14 protein-coding genes are annotated in these 16,370 nt (G+C 46.9%); 9 read left to right on the forward strand and 5 right to left on the reverse strand.

The features are described 5' to 3' along the window. The first annotated feature begins 9 nt into the window (after positions 1-9). A complete protein-coding gene (locus KHO06_RS18250; protein ID WP_009705061.1) occupies positions 10-372 on the forward strand; it encodes an ATPase in 363 nt (120 codons plus the stop codon). 86 nt (positions 373-458) lie between these two features. Here the strand turns inward: KHO06_RS18250 and phnX are convergent, their stop codons facing one another. The 3 genes from phnX to phnW all read right to left on the reverse strand — a co-directional run bounded on the left by phnX (position 459) and on the right by phnW (position 3,864). After that, the gene (phnX, locus tag KHO06_RS18255; protein ID WP_212583071.1) at positions 459-1,274 is read right to left on the reverse strand and encodes a phosphonoacetaldehyde hydrolase; all 816 of its coding nucleotides are present in this window, start codon (positions 1,272-1,274) and stop codon (positions 459-461) included. A gap of 80 nt (positions 1,275-1,354) precedes the next feature. Next, the gene (locus KHO06_RS18260) at positions 1,355-2,734 is read right to left on the reverse strand and encodes an aspartate aminotransferase family protein (RefSeq protein ID WP_212583072.1); all 1,380 of its coding nucleotides are present in this window, start codon (positions 2,732-2,734) and stop codon (positions 1,355-1,357) included. Between the two features lie 26 nt (positions 2,735-2,760). Then, positions 2,761-3,864: a 2-aminoethylphosphonate--pyruvate transaminase gene (gene phnW / locus KHO06_RS18265; protein ID WP_047478365.1), complete on the reverse strand. Its 1,104-nt coding sequence runs from the start codon at positions 3,862-3,864 to the stop codon at positions 2,761-2,763. A 266-nt stretch (positions 3,865-4,130) separates the two neighbouring features. Here phnW and KHO06_RS18270 point away from each other — a divergent pair, with 266 nt between their 5' ends. The 5 genes from KHO06_RS18270 to KHO06_RS18290 all read left to right on the forward strand — a co-directional run bounded on the left by KHO06_RS18270 (position 4,131) and on the right by KHO06_RS18290 (position 10,602). Next, positions 4,131-5,141, forward strand: a complete 1,011-nt coding sequence (locus KHO06_RS18270; protein WP_212583073.1) for a putative 2-aminoethylphosphonate ABC transporter substrate-binding protein — start codon at positions 4,131-4,133, stop codon at positions 5,139-5,141. A gap of 935 nt (positions 5,142-6,076) precedes the next feature. Next, positions 6,077-7,183: a putative 2-aminoethylphosphonate ABC transporter ATP-binding protein gene (locus KHO06_RS18275; protein WP_212583074.1), complete on the forward strand. Its 1,107-nt coding sequence runs from the start codon at positions 6,077-6,079 to the stop codon at positions 7,181-7,183. Between the two features lie 8 nt (positions 7,184-7,191). Further along, positions 7,192-8,916, forward strand: a complete 1,725-nt coding sequence (locus KHO06_RS18280) for a putative 2-aminoethylphosphonate ABC transporter permease subunit (protein ID WP_212583075.1) — start codon at positions 7,192-7,194, stop codon at positions 8,914-8,916. 9 nt (positions 8,917-8,925) lie between these two features. Continuing rightward, the gene (phnR, locus tag KHO06_RS18285; RefSeq protein ID WP_005442366.1) at positions 8,926-9,630 is read left to right on the forward strand and encodes a phosphonate utilization transcriptional regulator PhnR; all 705 of its coding nucleotides are present in this window, start codon (positions 8,926-8,928) and stop codon (positions 9,628-9,630) included. Positions 9,631-9,696: 66 nt separating this feature from the next. Continuing rightward, on the forward strand, positions 9,697-10,602 hold the full coding sequence (locus KHO06_RS18290; protein WP_212583076.1) for an EamA family transporter: 906 nt from the start codon (positions 9,697-9,699) through the stop codon (positions 10,600-10,602). A gap of 92 nt (positions 10,603-10,694) precedes the next feature. On the opposite strand, the gene KHO06_RS18295 is transcribed toward KHO06_RS18290, so the two are convergent. Both KHO06_RS18295 and KHO06_RS18300 read right to left on the reverse strand, forming a co-directional pair. Next, positions 10,695-11,246, reverse strand: a complete 552-nt coding sequence (locus KHO06_RS18295) for an outer membrane beta-barrel protein (protein WP_212583077.1) — start codon at positions 11,244-11,246, stop codon at positions 10,695-10,697. 29 nt (positions 11,247-11,275) lie between these two features. Continuing rightward, a complete protein-coding gene (locus KHO06_RS18300) occupies positions 11,276-12,187 on the reverse strand; it encodes a VirK/YbjX family protein (protein WP_212583078.1) in 912 nt (303 codons plus the stop codon). A gap of 545 nt (positions 12,188-12,732) precedes the next feature. On the opposite strand from KHO06_RS18300, the gene KHO06_RS18305 reads away from it, so the two are divergent. The 3 genes from KHO06_RS18305 (at position 12,733) to KHO06_RS18315 (ending at position 15,989) form a co-directional block, all read left to right on the forward strand. Further along, entirely contained in the window at positions 12,733-13,092 is a 360-nt protein-coding gene (locus KHO06_RS18305) for a DUF3316 domain-containing protein (protein WP_005432476.1), read from the forward strand. A 258-nt stretch (positions 13,093-13,350) separates the two neighbouring features. Then, positions 13,351-14,751, forward strand: coding sequence for an FAD-dependent oxidoreductase (locus KHO06_RS18310; protein WP_212583079.1), 1,401 nt, complete (start codon positions 13,351-13,353; stop codon positions 14,749-14,751). 113 nt (positions 14,752-14,864) lie between these two features. Beyond that, positions 14,865-15,989 (forward strand): M14-type cytosolic carboxypeptidase, encoded by a 1,125-nt coding sequence (locus tag KHO06_RS18315; RefSeq protein WP_212583080.1) that lies wholly within the window; start codon positions 14,865-14,867, stop codon positions 15,987-15,989. Positions 15,990-16,370: the final 381 nt, after the last annotated feature.

Raw genomic sequence — 16,370 nt, forward strand, 5'->3', positions numbered from 1 at the left:
GGAGTGACTATGAAGAAGTTGACCTTACTTTCTTTGTCTGCGGTAGGCGCTACCGCACTATTGGCAATCGGATTGAGCTCAAGCAGCTTGGCGAACAATCAAGGATTTCCTCTCGTGGATGAACGCCAAGATCAAGCCGAGCAGCAACCGGCACGTTACTTTGTTAAGTATCATGAAGGGAAAGAGAGCGAAGTGAGAGCGCTTCTTCGTCAGCACAACATTGAAGTAGTCGACGCTCTGGTGAAACAACACGTGTTGGTTGTGGTGGGCGAACAGGCGGAAGTCGATAAGCTCGCGGATCACGATGCGGTCGAATACACCGAACAAGAGCCGACAAGAAAGCTGTTATCTAACGGAACTACGCTTCAATAAGCCAAACCTCCTTAAGATAGCGTCAAAAAGAAAAACGCCCCTCACGTGAGGGGCGTTTGTTTTCATTTATTGGTGGAAGATGAAGATTACGGACGTTCACCAGCCGCTAGGCGACGTTCGATATCTGCAACCACTTCTGGGAAGTCAGCGATCGTATCGATAAGGTAGTGCGGCGAGCTCTTTAGCAATTTTGCTCGCGCTTTTTCACGAGCAGCATTAAGCGTTGCTTCGTCCGCAGCTTGGTATTCTTCAAACGTTAGACCTGCTTCGTTACCAGAAAGCAGCAAACCAACGGTCCACATACCGGCGTTGTGACCTTCATCGATGCCCGGTGCGGCGTCATCCACTTTGATACATGCATTAACGTCGGTTACATTCAGCTCAATCACGTTCTTCAGTGCCATAAATGGTGCAGGGCGACCACCTTGAGGTAGGTCATCCGTTGCTACTACGTAATCCGGTTTGTAGCCGTAATCCGCAGCCACCGGAATCAATACGTCCATCACTTCGCGAGGGTAACCAGAACAAGAACCGATCTTGATGCCTTTGTCTTTCAGACCGTTCACAACTTCAATCGCATTAAGGATTGGGTCTGCATGGTCAGCCACTTTTGCTTTTTGTAGAGGCATGAATGCTGCGTAGATAGCGTCGATGTTTTCGCTGGTCATTGAGCGACCAAACTTCTCATTCCAACGCTTATCAACCGCAGGGATGCGACCCACAGCTTGAATGTGCTCCCACTTACCAAGCCCCATTGGTTCGCGCGCTTCTTCAAGGTCGATATCGAAATCAAAGCCTTGTTTGAACGCTTCCACAAAGATACTGGTCGGTGCAAAAGAGCCGAAATCGACGATAGTGCCAGCCCAGTCAAAGATCACTGCTTGAATTGGTGAGTTGCTCATGTTCAATCCTTTTTCTTGCTTGCCAGAGCGCTTGCCTACACGTCGGAACCGCGCTCTGGGTAAATTGGTTTTTGTTGAGGTTAGAAGTAGTTAAAGTCTTTACACACTTTGGCGATCGCTTCTTCGAAAATTGCCAACGCTTCTGTTAGTTGTTCGCGGGTGATGATCAGCGGTGGGCTGAGTTGAATCACATTGCCTTGCGATACCTTGAAACTCACTCCGTTGTTGAGGCATTGGTAAAGCACAGCTTCCGCTTCGTCATACGCGCGTGCTTTGCTTTCGTAGTCAGTGACCAGTTCAATGCCCCATAACATGCCGATGCCACGTACATCACCAATCACAGGGTACTTGGCTTTCATCTCTAGCAGCTTTTCACGCATGAACTGGCTGTCGGCTTTGGCTTTATCTAGCAAGCCGCCTTGCTCAATAGCTTCCATGGTTGCCAGTGCCGCAGCACAACCGATAGGGCTTTTCTCATGAGTGTAATGACCCATGGAGATTTGCTCGGCAGTGTTGTATTTGTCTTTGGTTACCATGGCTGCGATAGGCACTAAGCCTCCGCCCAAACCTTTACCGATGCAGAGCATATCTGGCTCGATATCATAGGCTTGGTAGGTAAACCATTCACCACTGCGACCCATGCCGTTTGGGATATCGTCGATGATCAGCATGACATTGTGTTTGTCACAGATTTCACGGATGCGTTTCCAATAGGCTTTACTTGGAACTTGAACATCCGTGTTGCGAACCGCCTCTGCGATAAACGCGCCCACGCCACCTTCTTTCTCAATCACGTACTCAAGGTAGTCGGCATAATGCACGTCGCTGCCGTCCGCGACCGGGAAAGCACCACGATAAGACACCGCTGGTGGAATGCGTTCAACACCTGCCATTAATGGTCCCATGCCTTGGCGGAAACACGCTTCGCCACCTACTGAAATGGCATCCAATGATGCGCCGTGGAAGGAGTCCCACAACGACACCACCTTGTAGTTGCCCGTGATGTGGCGCGCTAGTTTAAGCGCCATGCCAACCGCAGATGTGCCACCCGGCGCAAACAATACGCGGTTCAATTCGCCGCCACAGATTTGGGTGAGTTTTTCGGCACATTCAATCGCGGTCTCGTTGGTAAAACGACGCGGTGAAAACGGCAGTTTGGCAATTTGCTCTTGCACACGTTTAATCACATGCGGATGACCATAGCCCAGCTGATGGACGTTATTGCCATGAAAATCCATGTACTTTTTGCCGGTAGCGTCTTGGATGTAGATGCCTTCTGCTGCTTCCAATGTATCTAAGCAAGGCGTTGACATGGCTTGATGAAGAAAGACCTCCGAATCACGCTTCAACAATGCTTGCGTGCGTTCGTCGTCCATCGATGCATTCCAACCTTGGCGCGCTGGTGTCGTGTTGACATCGCCTTCGCTGCGGAAATGGGTCGGTTTGATATTCTGAGTCATAACGCTCTCTCAATCAGAAGGCTGCTTTACGCAATTTGCCAGTACATGGCTTTTTCAATCGCACCGATTAAGCGCTCGATATCTGCTGGGTAAACTTCGCCAATGTTGCCGATACGGAAGCAATCTGCGTTCGACACCTTACCCGGATAAATCACGAAGCCTTGCTCTTTCAAACGTGTGTAGAACGCTTTGAATTGGTAATCACTGTGCGTTGGAGAGTAGAAAGAAGTGATGATTGGCGAGTGAAGGTCATCACTCAGTAGCGGCTCGAAACCCAGAGAACGCATACCTGCAACCAGTGTTTTCTGGTTAGTTTGGTAACGGTGATGACGAGCCTCAATGCCGCCTTCTTGTTCCAGCTCTAGTAATGCTTGGTAGAAAGCGCGAACCGTGTGCGTTGGAGACGTAAAACGCCATTTGCCGTGGTTCACTTCCATGCAATGCCATTGGTCGTAAAGATCAAGGCTCAAAGAACGTGCCTGACCTTGGCACTTTTCTAGCTCAGTTTGTTTCGCAATCACAAAGCCAAAACCCGGCACGCCTTGAATACATTTGTTTGCAGAGCTGATCATAAAATCGATGCCTAGCTCTGCGATATCGATAGGAATGCCACCAAAGCTCGACATGGCATCGAGAATCACGACTTTACCGTGTGCTTTTGCCGCAGAAGCAAATGCCTCAATTGGGTTAAGCATGCCAGTGGTTGTCTCACAGTGAACAATTGCCACGTGTGTGATAGCAGGATCCGATGCCAATGCAGTTTCCACCTCGTTCAAGTGTGGCTGTGATGTTTCGCCAGGGGAAACTACATGGCATGGAATATTTAGGTAATCAGCGATCTGAGCGATACGCGCACCGTAAGCACCGTTGTCGACAACCAACAACTTTCCATCTTTGCCAATGGCGCTGCCGATCGTCGCTTCTACTGATGCGGTGCCGCTACCTTGCATTAGTACGCTGGTGTAGCCGTCTTGCTCCGTCGCCAGTTTTACAAGCTTAGTGCGGATCACCTCTACAATGTCTTTGTTGTATTCATCATCCCAAGTACACCAGTCTTTTAGCATGGCTTCACGCACCGTTTCAGAAGTAGATAGAGGACCTGGAGTCAGTAGTAGGTATTCGTTTTTCATCTCGATTTCCATCAGAATAGGCTAGTTGGTCTACACCAAATTTCAAGTTCACTCTAGCGAGGAAGAAAAGGGCAGTAAATAGGCGAATATCCAATTTCATAAAACTTTAATATCCAGAAAATGGCGGATCAATTGAACGATTATTCATCGCAAATTTTCGTAAAACTGCCATTTAATGGTCATGATTTCGTCACAAAGGCTCAGTAGGGTGGTTATCGTCAACTGGTACAGACCAAATGAAAACTTAGCCAAATTAACTGGAGAAAATGATGAAAAACCGTTTGATGAAAGGATCGCTGGCTGCACTTGTCTCTCTGCTAGCTACGAATGCAATGGCAGCACAGGAAGTCACGGTTTACACCGCTTTCGAAACCGACATTCTTGCTAAATACAAGTCTGCGTTTGAGAAAGATAACCCAGATATCAAGATTAAGTGGGTTCGCGATTCCACCGGTATCATGACGGCGAAATTGCTGGCAGAAAAGAACAACCCTCAAGCGGAAGTGGTTTGGGGTCTTGCTGGCTCGTCAATGGCACTGCTTAAAGATGAAGGTCTTCTTAAGCCTTACACACCAAAAGGTTTGGAAGAGCTGCATGCGAACCTAAACGACCCTCAATCAAACCAAGCTTGGTTTGGTAACGATGCGTTCTTTAACGCAGTTTGTTTCAACGAAGCGGTAGCGAAACAACTTAACCTACCTAAACCAACTTCTTGGGAAGACCTAACAAAGCTGGTTTACAAAGGTCACATTGCAATGCCGAACCCAGCTTCTTCAGGCACTGGCTACATGCAGGTTTCTGCTTGGCTACAAAACATGGGTGAAGATCAGGCATGGAACTACATGCGTGACTTAGATAAGAACATTGCACACTACACGCACTCGGGCTCTAAGCCATGTGTTCAAGCGGGCATGGGTGAAGTGGCTATCGGTATTTCGATGGCGAGCCGCGGCGCGAAGCTGAAAACACAAGGCGCACCACTATCGGTTATCACACCAAAAGGCATCGGCTGGGAATCAGAAGCCGTTGGTCTAGTAAAAGAGTCGGATGCAGCGAAACGTGTTGTCGACTGGTCAATCTCTAAAGCGGCAAACGAGTTGTACATTGAAATGTACCCAGTGGTTGCACATAAAGACGTGAAAGCGACCGTTTCTAATTTCCCGAACGTTCAAGAGAACATGGCGAAGATGGACTTCGCGCAAATGGGCAGCAAGCGTGCAGAGATTCTAGCGGCATGGTCTGAGAAGTTCGACGCGAAATCAGAGCCAAAGTCTTAATTGAATTTGCTCTAATTTGAATGCTGAAATCCACCTCGGTTGAGGTGGATTTTTTGTTTTCTCTGTTATTTCAGAGTTTGCTGTAAGTAGATTCCTAGTCTCACCTAGGTTCGCTGGAATGACGGACTTAAGAAAGTTGGGAGCCTCTATCCGCACTCACAACGTCATTCTCGAGCGCGACGGAGGAGCGAGTCGGGAATCTCAGGTTCGCACGCAAATTATGCTTGTAGTCCAAAACCATCAACCCCACCTAGCCTCCCTTTGGCTTCAACTTTAGGGGACTACAACAGTCATGCTGGTAAAGGGGAGGGACTGGTTCTGCATTCGCGGATAGTTTAATTCGCAATGCAACACCCAACGCGCTTCAAGTAGATTCTGAATACTCGCCTAGGCTCCTTCAGAATGACGTCGGGAAAGCACAGAGCTTACCGCAGCAAAGAATAGCTCTCCCCCTTGATAACCGAATTCAAATGCTTGGCACACCATGCTGAGAAAAGGGGGAGTTGGAGGGGGTTGCAAGCACCTAACTCACGTTAAACAACCAACCCCACCTAGCCTCCCTTTGGCTTCAACTTTAGGGGACTACAATAGTTATGCTGGTAAAGGGGAGGGACTGGTTCTGCATTCGCGGATAGCTTAATTCGCAATGCAACATCCAACACGCTTCAAGTAGATTCTGAATACTCGCCTAGGCTCCTTCAGAATGACGTCGGGAAAGTAGCGAACTCACTGCAGTAAAGAAAACCCTCCCCCTTGATAACTACACTCAAATGCTTGGCAAATCATGCCGAGAAAAGGGGGAGTTGGAGGGGGTTGCAAGCGTAGAAACAAACCCCATCTCCCTTCATCTATTTGTCATCTTCTGGCTATAAATTTGTCATTGGAACGTAATACTCCAAAACTAAAATTGGTATATACCATTTGGAGCGTGTGTTATGTCAACTAACCAACATTACCTAAATATCGAAAATGTAGTGAAGCAATTCGGACAGTTCACTGCATTAAAGAAAATCTCGCTAGCGATTGAGAAGGGCGAGTTCGTTTGTTTTCTTGGTCCTTCTGGCTGCGGTAAAACCACTCTGCTACGTGCCATTGCAGGTTTAGACTTGCCAACGTCTGGTGCGATTTTTCAAAACGGTCAAGAGACCACATTCTTGCCACCAGAAAAGCGCGATTTCGGCATCGTATTCCAATCTTACGCACTGTTTCCGAACCTAACTGTGCAAGAGAACATTGCAGTGGGTTTGAAGAACCAAGGAATGTCGACCAAAGAAGCGTTAGAGAAAGTAGATTACTGGCTAGAAACCATTGGTCTTCCAACCTCTGGCGAGAAATTCCCTAACCAACTTTCTGGTGGTCAACAACAGCGTGTGGCACTTGCTCGTGCATTGGCGTTGTCTCCGGGTTTACTGCTACTTGATGAGCCGCTGTCAGCGCTGGATGCAAAAGTACGTGTTCACTTACGTGATGAGATTTGTAAGCTGCAACGCAAACTGGGCATCACCACCATCATGGTTACGCACGATCAGGATGAAGCGTTGTCGATGGCGGATCGCATCGTGGTAATGAACCATGGCGTGATTGAGCAAGTCGGCACACCTCAAGAGATCTACCAACAACCAGCTACGCGCTTTGTTGCAGAGTTTGTCGGCAGCATGAACTTTATTGAAACCTCAGTCGCAACCGACTCCCAAGTGCGTATTGCCGAAACCTTGATGCCAGCGCCAAGCTTGACCAATCGTAAGATCCAACGTGGTGACCGCTTCGACCTTGCGGTGCGTCCTGAAAGCATCAAGTTCGTTGAAAACTACACCAACTCTTTACCAGTGCGAGTTACGGCTATCGAGTTTTTGGGGGCGTTTTTCCGCATTGATTGCGTATTGCAAAACGACAGCTCAACGAAAACCATCGTCGTGGATGTGCCTGTGGAAACGGTTCAAAAACTCAATATCAAAGCGGGCGATGTACGTTACATCCAGTTTGCTGAAGAAGGGTTGCATGGTTACGCCGTGCCCTCGGTTGATAAAGCGCTAGCAGCGTAGGTGTAAACATGGATGCGAAGACAATGACGATGAATAGCCTAACCACACAAGACAAAGCAAAATCCCTACTCGGACGTCTTAGCCGCGACAACCTTGTGTTGTTTGGTTTGCTCGCTGGTTTGTCGACCATGATGGTGCTGTTCATCTTAATGCCGCTTTGGGCAATGTTGACCAAGAGTGTGCAAAATGCCAATGGCGAATTTGTCGGTCTGGCAAACTTTGCGACGTATTTTTCCTCTTCAAGCTTATGGGTATCGGTGGGCAACACCTTCACTCTTGGCGTGATTGTAACCTCGGTAGTGGGTGTGCTTGCATTTGGCTATGCCTACGCGCTGACTCGTTCATGCATGCCGTTTAAAGGTTTATTCCAAATCCTAGGTACTGCACCAATTCTTGCGCCTTCGCTGTTACCAGCGATCAGTTTGATCTTCCTTTTCGGTAATCAAGGCATTGCCAAAGAGATGTTGTTAGGAAACTCGATTTACGGCGTGATTGGTATCTCGATGGGTTTGATTTTCTGGACCTTCCCTCATGCATTGATGATTTTGACCACTTCGCTGCGCACTTCAGATGCTCGCTTGTATGAAGCAGCCCGCGCACTGAAAACTTCACCCATCAAAACCTTCTTTATGGTGACGTTACCTGCGGCGAAATATGGTTTGATCAGTACGCTTATCGTCGTCTTTACACTGGTTATCACGGACTTTGGTGTGCCGAAAGTGATTGGTGGCAGCTATAACGTTCTGGCGACTGACATCTTCAAACAAGTTGTGGGACAGCAAAACTTTGCCATGGGTGCGGTGACCAGCATTATGCTTCTATTTCCTGCGGTAATGGCGTTCGGCGCAGACCGCTGGGTTCAGAAAAAGCAAAAGAGCTTATTTGACACTCGCTCGGTGCCTTATCAGCCAGAACCCAACAAAGCGCGCGACAGCATTTGTTTGGTTTACTGCAGCATCATTTCTATCGCAGTGCTGGCAGTACTTGGTATGGCGGTGTATGGCTCGTTAGTTACGTTCTGGCCTTGGAACAAAGCGCTGACGCTAAACAACTACAACTTTGCCGAAATGAGCACTTACGGTTGGAGCCCATTCTTCAACTCACTAACACTGGCAGGTTGGACAGCGGTTATTGGTACAGCCATCATCTTTGTCGGTGCTTACTGCATTGAGAAAGGGCGTGCGTTTGGTCCAATTCGTCAAGTGATGCAAATGCTCAGCGTGGTGCCAATGGCGGTTCCGGGTATGGTGCTTGGCTTGGGTTACATCTTTTACTTCAACGATGCGAACAATCCTCTGAACGTGCTTTATGGCACCATGGCATTCTTGGTAATTAACACGGTAGTGCATTACTACACCGTGGGTCACATGACCGCCCTGACAGCGCTAAAGCAGTTACCATCGGAGATTGAAGCCACTGCGGCATCGGTGAAGCTTCCTCAATACAAGTTGTTCTTTAAAGTGACATTACCTGTGTGTTTACCTGCGATTTTGGACATTGCGACTTACTTGTTTGTTAATGCATTGACCACCACTTCTGCGGTAGTATTCCTCTACTCAACCGATACGATTCCGGCTTCGGTCTCGATTCTGAATATGGACGATGCCGGTCAAACTGGCGCTGCAGCGGCAATGGCTGTGATGATCATGATGGCTGCCGCAATTGCGAAGATTGTTCAGATGACTTTGGGTAAATTGTTAGAGAATCGCACACAAGCTTGGCGCAAAAGATAAGGACACTTCGTGCAATACGTAAAAATTAAAGATTCGATTGTTGAACAGATTGAAGCGGGCATGCTATCGCCGCGTCAAAAACTGCCAGCAGAGCGTAAGCTGGCGGAGTCGTTCGATACCACGCGCGTCACTCTGCGTGAAGCTTTATCACTGCTAGAAGCGGAAGGTCGAATCTATCGCGAAGATCGCCGAGGTTGGTTTATCTCACCTGAGCCATTGCGTTACGACCCTACCCAAACGCTAAACTTCCCGAACATGGCGAAAGCGCAAAATCGCGTGCCAAAAACGGAGTTGGTCGCCGCAAAAGGAACCTTGGCAAACAAACAAGCGGCGCGCTTGCTGGACTTGCAGCCTTTCTCGGACGTGTATCGAGTCGACCGTGTGCGATACCTTGAAGATAGACCTGTGGTATTCGTAACAAACTACATTCGCCCAGAGCTGTTTCCGAACCTACTAGACTACGATTTATCAAATTCATTGACGGACATTTATCGCGATCATTATGGCGTGACGTATCAAAAGATTCGCTACCGCATTTCAACCAGCACTTTGTTGGGTGAAATGGCTCAGGCATTGCGCGCGACAGCCGGTACGCCAGCGATGGTGGTGGAGCGCATCAACTATAACCAGCACGGTGAGTTGATTGATTGCGATATCGAGTATTGGCGACACGATGCCATCAGCATTGAATCTCTGGCGGAACTCAATCGTTAAGTGGATTTTCCCATCATCTAAGGCTCCATCTCGGGGCCTTTATTTTATTCAGACAGGAATATTGAAATGGATTTGTTGGCGATTGGTCTCGTCGTTTTCTCTGCTGTTCTACATGCGGGCTGGAATATCCTTGGCAAAAGCAACTCTGGGTCAGGGCTCGCGTTTACCATGGCCGCCAGCTTTTCTGCATGTTTCATTCTTACCCCTTATTTGATTTGGTATTTGGCAACCATTGGCTGGACATCATTACCGAGTGAATTTTGGGGATTGCTGTTTATTAGCGGCATTTCACAAATGGTTTATCTGGTCGGTTTGATTGTCGCTTATAAGCACGCAGATGTGGGTGTGGTTTATCCGATCGCTCGGGCGCTGCCTGTGATGATGGTCGGCGCAATCAGTGTGGCATTGGAGAATGAATTATCCAGTCAGCAGTGGCTTGGATTTTTGCTGATAACCCTTGGTTGTATGCTTGTACCACTGACGAACTTTCGTCAAATGACATTGGGCTCCTATTTGAACGTCGGTGTGTTCTGGGCATTAATTGCCGCAATAGGCACAACGGGTTACTCGGTGGTCGATAAAGAAGCGCTGAGTTTACTCACAGGGCAAGCATCAGAGATCTTGAATGATCAGTACAGTGCGATCTTTTACTTGGGCGTGCAGTTTTGGGCAATTGGTATTCCTGCCCTTGTATGGTGCTTAGTTACGGGTAAGCCAGATGAGATTAAGACAGCGTGGCAGATCCGCAAAACCGCCAGCATGGCAGGGGTAATGATGGCATCCACCTACGGTTTGGTGTTGTTTGCGATGACCATGACAGACAACGTGAGTTTGGTCGTGGCATTAAGGCAAATCAGCATTGTGTTTGGATTGTTTATGGGGATTTGGTTTCTGTCTGAGAAATGGTATCTCACTCGGGGTATTGGGGTTACTTCGATCGTGGCAGGAATCATTCTCGCGCTGACGAACTGACCCATATTGATGAAAGAAAAGGGCAACGACTCAGGCAACCGCTGCCTTTTTCTTTTTTTAGTTTTTGGGGGAAGGGGTAGGTATAGCGGACGTCAGAAACGCAATTGTGCTCCGAACATCACGCCACCAGAATCAAAATCGCTGTTTTTCGAGTACACATACTCAGCATTCAATCCAAAATGCTTGTAGCTCCAACCCAAGCCAGCGGCAGCTTCACCGCCTAGGCTCGATTTCTCAATATCACGGCTTTGATCGTTAACTGAATAGGTGTACGCCAGCGTGTAGTAAGTCACGCCTGCTTTTCCGTATACCTCGAATCCAGCACCAAGCGGGTAACTGGCGTAACCACTCAAACGAGGGCCCGAGAAGCTGGTGTTGGTGACTTCCGAAATTGGGCTAACGAGTATCGAGCCGATACCATCAAACGCCCCTTTATAGCCGGCTTCGATACCAAAGTTATGCGTTGGCATGTAGCGATAATAAATTTCACCTAAGAACATGTCGCCAGATTCTTCGCTGGTAGGTGCGTCGTAGTTGACCATACCGTAACCTAGGTTGGTGCCAATGACATGTGTACTGGTTGCTGCGTATGTTGACAACGAAAAGGTCGACAACACCAAAGCAGTCACGAATGAATAACGCATGGGACGTTTCTCCTGAGTCTTTTAGCGTGTTAGTTTTTTAATACTTCTTCGAATGTCGCTTTAGTGTTGTCTAGCCATTCATAACGACGACGATACATAGAACGTTTAGAGCGAGACATACCTTCGATGTCGCGACGCGGCGCATTCACGTCGATAGAGTAGAAGTGACGGTCGTATTCGGTGCCGCCTAATTCAATCCATAATGCGTCGTAGTCGGTTTTGATTCGTCCTTTGCTGTAGCGTCTAGCTGCGTAAGTGTGCGATTGAGTCTTCACTGCAAGGATGGTTTCAGCTCCCCAGATCTGTGCAAGGATACTCAGTAGGCTGACCATCAGGCTTTTTGGACGTTGACCATAAAGTTTGCGAGTCAGCTTTTTGATCTTCTCATTGCTGGTCTCATTACTGCGTGGTCCTTGCAGGCCACCAATCTTAATGCAGCGAGTACCGTTCTCATGTCCGAGGATAAAAGAGATGGTGTAGAAGTTACCGTCCTCTTGACTGTGCAGGACCAAGCTCATATCGCCTTCTTTTTGATAGCGAGCCTCATACACTAATCTCACCGTATATAAGATCTCATCAATCTCAAAGGTCATGAGAGTAAGCCCTTTCGGATCGGTATAGATCTGCTTCATTAAGGCTGGAGAGACGAGTTCTGACGCGGTTTTGTAGTGGTCAACAACAAGCTCTGAGCGATCGATCGCTGGGTTATTTTTAATGATGTACGGGCGAAAAGGTTTTTCCAAAAAGCGATGTGTGCGTGTACACAGCATCTCTAATGTTGACGCTTCAATGTTGTCAGCCAAGTAGTTGAATGCTTTCTTGTAGAACAATGCGCGCGCAATAAACTTGATGCGGTAACTCCAGATCGGGTGATAGATCTCCGCGAACTGGTCTGAGTAAATGGTCTTACTTTGATGCAAGATGGATTTGTTCATGGTCATTTCACTCCAGTCTCATTTCCAAAAGTGTTGGCTCTGTCAAAGTGGCTATGAGCGCTGGTTGTGGAGCGCGAAAGGAGGGCAATCAAAATGGTTACTCGTTTTGCTCAGGCGATGACAGGCATAAGTTTTGAACAGTGTTCTTTTGGGTGAGATTCTATGAGAAAAATCAGAAGAGGTATTGTAAGGCTTAGTATGAGAGTGTCAGGATGACACTGCGTAAGAGAGTAAAGGCAAGCAAATCGTCGGAGTAAAGGTGCTTATTCTCACAATCAGCATCTTTATAGCATTTAGGTATATTAAAACAGGTGAGTAAAAACGAAAATCCGCATCACTGGAATTGAGATAATCCTAATGTCAGGTTTTTATTTGTTTTTTCTCATCTTAAATTATTAGCAAAAATCGAGCCTGAAAACACGTTTATAATTAAATTTAAATTAATTGAAAAATTCTGAAATTAATATGATTGGCGTTAGGTCTCTATAGGTACTCTACATTCATCGAGCATTTGGAACTCGATATTTAAAAGGTAAGTAAAGGAGCACACTATGAAACGTTTAATTACACTAGCAAGTCTTATCGCACTCACTGCTACACCACTCGCTGCGATTGCTGGTGGTTACCAATGGACCAATAACACTAAAACTATCCAAGGTGAGGTTGTTGATAGTAAGCAAGCGGCTTACGACATGGGGTTTGAAATGATTAAGGACTATCAAAGCAAGTCCTCGGCGCAGCTCAGAGATGAATTCAAAAGCTCATTTGATATCGTAGACCGCCAGTCTTTCTCTATTACCAATGCGAAAGTAACGGTTGATGAGTTTCTACAAGACAATGGTCAAATAGCATATCAACCGATATTAAATGTGAAATACGAATACCGTATGCGTGAACCTGGTAACCGCTAATTTATTTATTCGCTAGCATTTATAACTCTATTGCCTGTTTAATCCTTGTTGTATATTCGTTCTATTATTTTTGGGGAGCATTTGCTCCCCTTTTTTTATTAATATATATATTCCAGGTGAATGTGTTTCTTTAATATTATATTTAATAAATATTTTCTAACGCTCAGCGTAAGTTTTTCTTGCTCGTTGGATATTCGCTAGGTTTGTAAAGTGGTGATAAAGCACAGTTGTGTGCGTCACTTTTACAAAGGATATCGAATGACTCACCCTCCATATTGGTTTAAGCAAGCGCTTGAAGTTGAGCAGCCAGAAACCGCAATACCACTTCAACAAAACCTCCAAGCGGACGTCGCCATTGTCGGCGGTGGTTACACAGGCCTTTGGACTGCGATCATGATTAAGCAGCAATCGCCAGAAAAACAGGTAGTTGTGATTGAAAAAGGCTTGTGTGGCAGTGGTGCATCGGGCGCAAATGGCGGTTGTATGCTGACTTGGTCGACAAAATTTCCGACCTTGAAACGCTTATTCGGTGAAGAACACGCCGCTTGGTTGGTAAAAGAGTCGGAGCAAGCAGTGCTAGAGATCGACGGTTTTTGTCAGCAGCACAAGATCGATGCGCAATTATCGTTGAAAGGGGTTTATTACACCGCAACCAACCAAGCTCAGATGGGAGGAATACAGCCCGTTGTGAATGAGCTAAAGCGTTTGGATGTGAACAGTTGGCGTCGTTGCCAATTTGAGGAGTTACGAGCGAATGCTGGGTCGCCGCGCAATGTGGAGGGCTTTCATTCTCCAGTCGCAGCCAGTGTTCAGCCCGCCTTGTTAGCAAGAGGATTAAGGCGTGTTGCAATCGAATTGGGGATTGAGGTCTATGAGAATACGCCAATGACCCGTTTAGATTATGGGCAACCGGCCACTGTTTCTGCGCCTAAAGGGAGTATTCAGGCTAAGCAAGTCGTGCTGGCATTAAATGCTTGGATGGTTGAGCAATTTAAGCAATTCAAAAATAGTATTGTCGTTGTCTCTTCCGATATGGTGATCACTAAACCGCTTGGCGATGCGCTATCTCAATCTGGTTGGCAGGCAGGTTCTAGTGTTTTAGATTCTCGCATTTTTGTGCACTATTACCGAGATACGCCAGATGGCCGCTTGATGTTAGGGAAAGGTGGTAATCAGTTCTCTTTCAACAACCACGTTGATGTGATGTTCAACAAGCCAACGCGCTATCAAGATCTACTGCGTAAGTCGTTCGATAAGTTGTTCCCGCGCTTGAAAGGCGCAGAGTTTGCTTATTCATGGACGGGTGGTTCCGATCGATCGGCAACAGGCTTTCCATTCTTCGGTGAGCTAGATAACCAAAGCAATATATTTTATGGCTTTGGTTATTCGGGTAACGGCGTTGCGCAGACGCGAATGGGCGGAAAGATTTTATCTTCATTGGTATTAGGGCTAGAAAACGAATGGACGAAAAGCGGTTTAGCCAAAGGGCCTCTAGGGCACTTTCCGCCAGAGGCATTTCGTTGGACGGGTGCAATGATGGTGCGCAACGCGGTACGTCGCAAAGAAGAAGCAGAAGATAACGATAAAACACCATTTATCTGGGATAAGTGGCTAGCCAAACTCGCGGGACCAGCAGGCAAAGCGGATAAGCTCGACTAAACTGAATATTTTGATCGCAAACAGATGGGGAAGAAGTGAAAGTGTTAGAGGCACCTCTTCCCTTTGTGTTAGCCTCAGTCTTTCAAGCTCAGATGCAAAAGGTGAGTAATAAAATGAAAGTATTCAGCAACTTTGACAGCGGCAGCATTCACATAGTGAAAGCGGACGACAAAAACGACATCCAACTCAAAATTCCTAACGACAACATGTCGGAATTCTACCAGTGGTTCCACTTCCGTCTAGAGACAGAAGCCGAGCAATCACACACCATCAAACTTCTTGATCTTGCGAAATCGGCTTACCCAGAAGGTTGGCAAGGTTACGACGTGGTTGCGTCTTACGATCGTGAAGAGTGGTTCCGAGTTCCGGCAGAGTTTGATGGCGACACGCTGACTTTCACTGTTATCCCTGAACGCAGCTCAATTTACTTCGCGTACTTTGCACCTTACACGTACGACCGTCACCTAGACCTGTTACACATGGCACAAAGCGCGCACCACTGCCAATTAGAGACGCTTGGTCATACGCTAGATGGCAATGACATGAGCTTGCTAACGTTTGGTGAGCCAGAAGAAGGCAAAAAGAAAATCTGGATGATTGCGCGCCAACACCCAGGTGAGACGATGGCGGAATGGTTTATGGAAGGCATGATCCAACGTCTGCTCGATGAGAACGACACGGTTGCGCGTGCATTGCTTGAAAAAGCAGTACTTTACGTGGTACCAAATATGAACCCAGACGGCGGTGTGCGTGGTCACCTACGTACTAACGCGGTTGGCGTAAACCTAAACCGTGAGTGGCAAACGCCATCAATGGAAAAGAGTCCTGAAGTCTTCTTGGTTCGTGAGCGCATGCTAGAAACTGGCGTGGATATGTTCCTAGATATTCATGGTGATGAAGCTATCCCTTACAACTTTGTGGCGGGCTCTGAAGGTATTCCTTCTTATAATGAAAGCATGGCTGAGTTGGAAAACGCGTTTAAACAGGCACTTCTGACGATTACACCAGAGTTCCAAGACGAGATCGGCTACGACAAAGATGAGCCGGGTAAAGCGAATCTAACCGTTGGCTCTAATTGGGTGGCGGAGCAGTTCAAGTGTTTGTCTTACACAATCGAGATGCCATTCAAAGATAATAACAACCATCCAGACCCACTTTACGGTTGGTCACCAGAACGTAGTGTGTTGTTTGGACAAGATGTTTTGGCTGCAACATTGGCGGTTTCGGACAAGATTTAAGCCATTTAGTTCACAGCTCGCACTTCGCGAGCTGTGTTCTTTGTAGGTTTTTTCCTTGCCTTATGTGTGGATTGTGTCAATTTTTTCGTCACCTAAAACAAAAATCCTTCAGTTTCTGGTGCTTACGTGGCCATTGATTAGAAAAACTAATCGTTACGACAATAAATCTAATTTATGATAAAGAGAGTTGTTCTGTTAAAGTCGCTTTTGAGATTTACGTCACAAAAGTTATCTAATCTCAACCATTTACAAATCATATGTATCCGGTCTGTATGTAGGCACTACAACTAAAAGTTTCTTTTAGCTGCTATGTATGTATGCAAATTAAGTTGGATAATCCTTGCTTCGGAATTTAGTGCTTTAAGAGATTGACTCAATTTG

Source organism: Vibrio sp. B1FIG11, from assembly GCF_905175335.1.
Taxonomy (GTDB): Bacteria; Pseudomonadota; Gammaproteobacteria; order Enterobacterales; family Vibrionaceae; genus Vibrio; species Vibrio campbellii.